The organism is Rhodococcus sp. R1101 (assembly GCF_000278445.1).
GTDB classification, from domain to species: Bacteria; Actinomycetota; Actinomycetes; order Mycobacteriales; family Mycobacteriaceae; genus Rhodococcus; species Rhodococcus gordoniae.
The window spans coordinates 1-1,517 of record NZ_AJVB01000691.1 but is presented as its reverse complement, the minus strand read 5'-3'; the positions used below and the strand labels follow the sequence as shown (position 1 = coordinate 1,517).

Annotated in this window: 3 protein-coding genes; all 3 read left to right on the top strand. The window is 72.6% G+C overall.

Annotated elements, in window-relative coordinates; translation table 11 throughout:
* Nucleotides 1–598, top strand: a 598-nt coding sequence (locus R1101_RS0123285; RefSeq protein WP_016935586.1) for an alpha/beta-hydrolase family protein, incomplete at its 5' end; no start/stop codon positions are given.
* On the top strand, nt 595–1,263 hold the full coding sequence (locus R1101_RS0123280; protein WP_016935585.1) for a CPBP family intramembrane glutamic endopeptidase: 669 nt from the start codon (nt 595–597) through the stop codon (nt 1,261–1,263). The genes R1101_RS0123285 and R1101_RS0123280, both read left to right, overlap by 4 nt.
* Before the next feature lie 11 nt (nt 1,264–1,274).
* The coding region (locus tag R1101_RS0123275) for a sterol carrier family protein (RefSeq protein WP_016935584.1) at nt 1,275–1,517 on the top strand (243 nt) is incomplete at its 3' end.

Genomic DNA, 1,517 nt, shown 5'->3' with positions numbered 1-1,517 from the left:
GGACGATCGTCCCGACCTGTTCCTCTACGGCGAGAGTCTCGGGACGCAGTCCGGGGAGGGTGCCTTCGACAGTCTCGCCGAGATCCGTGCCCGGATGGACGGGGTGCTGTGGGTGGGCCCGCCCAACTCCAACCGCCTGTGGCGGCAGCTCGTCGAGCGCCGCGATCCCGGGTCGACCGAGGTGCAGCCGGTGTACGCGGACGGTCTCGTCGTGCGTTTCGCCGACAGTCGGGAGGCGATCCACGAGCCGGACACACCGTGGTTGTCGCCGCGCGTGCTCTACATCCAGCACGCCTCCGATCCTGTCGTCTGGTGGTCGCCCGACCTGTTGTTCTCCCGCCCCGACTGGCTGTCGGAGCCGCCCGGACCCGACCGGCTGCCGCAGATGCGGTGGTTCCCGTTCGTCACCTTCTGGCAGGTCTCCGCCGATCTCACCAACGCGGCCGGCGTGCCCGACGGGCACGGCCACAACTACGGGTCGGCGGTGCTCGAGGGGTGGATCGCGGTCACCCGGCCCGAGGGCTGGACCGAGAACGACACCGAACGGGTACGCATCGCCCTCGAGGCGTTCGCCGACCACGACGGGCCCGAGAAGTGAGCGCGCGGCCCGCTGGGGGATTCCTCGCTGCGGGATGCGCCGCCGTGCTGGTCGCGTGGAACAACCTCGTCCTTCCGGCGGTGGATCTCGGTCCGCGGGGGAGAGCCGCAGCGAACGCCGGGTTCGGACTCGCGCTCGCCGCGGCGACCCGTGCGGCCGGTGTCTCCGCAGCCGAGCTCGGCTGGCGCCGTACGGGCAGGGGAGTGCTGTGGGGGACGGCATCGGCGGTGGTGCCGGTCGCGGCCTACGCCGTGATGCTCACCGTTCCGCCCGTGCGACGACGGATGGCGGCGGGAGCGCGTCGCGCCGACCACACCGAGTGGGTGTTCGTGCACATTCCCTTCGGAACGGTTCTGGCCGAGGAGCTGATGTTCCGTTCGGTGCTGTACGCGCTGGCGCGCCCGGCGTCGCGACGCCGGGACCGGGTGCTCACGGCCGTCGCTTTCGGGCTCTGGCACGTCGTGCCCGCCCGTCACGCCGGGGACTCCGTTCCCGGAACCGTCGTGCTCACCGCCCTGAGCGGCATCGTGTTCGACGAACTACGACGACGGACGGGCAGCGTCCTCGCCCCGATGCTCCTGCACCTGGCGATCAATGCGGGCGGCGCCGTCGCGGTGGGTGTCGCGACCCGTCCGGAGGCCTCCGAGCGCGACGCGGGTCGTTAGGCTGCGGCGATATGGCACCACGGAGACCCGTCGACCCCGCCGAGCTGCGCACCGCCCTCGAGCGGGTCGGTCCGTGGGTGGCGGGGGAGCGCGACGAGAAGCCGCCGCGCCCCGACCTCGCCGCCGCGGTGCGGCTCAGTGCCCGCACCCTCGAGCAACTCGCGCCCGGATCGAGCGTGGAGGTGCGGGTGCCGCCGTTCGTGGCCGTCCAGTGCATCGAAGGCCCCCGCCACACGCGGGGAACCCCGCCGAAC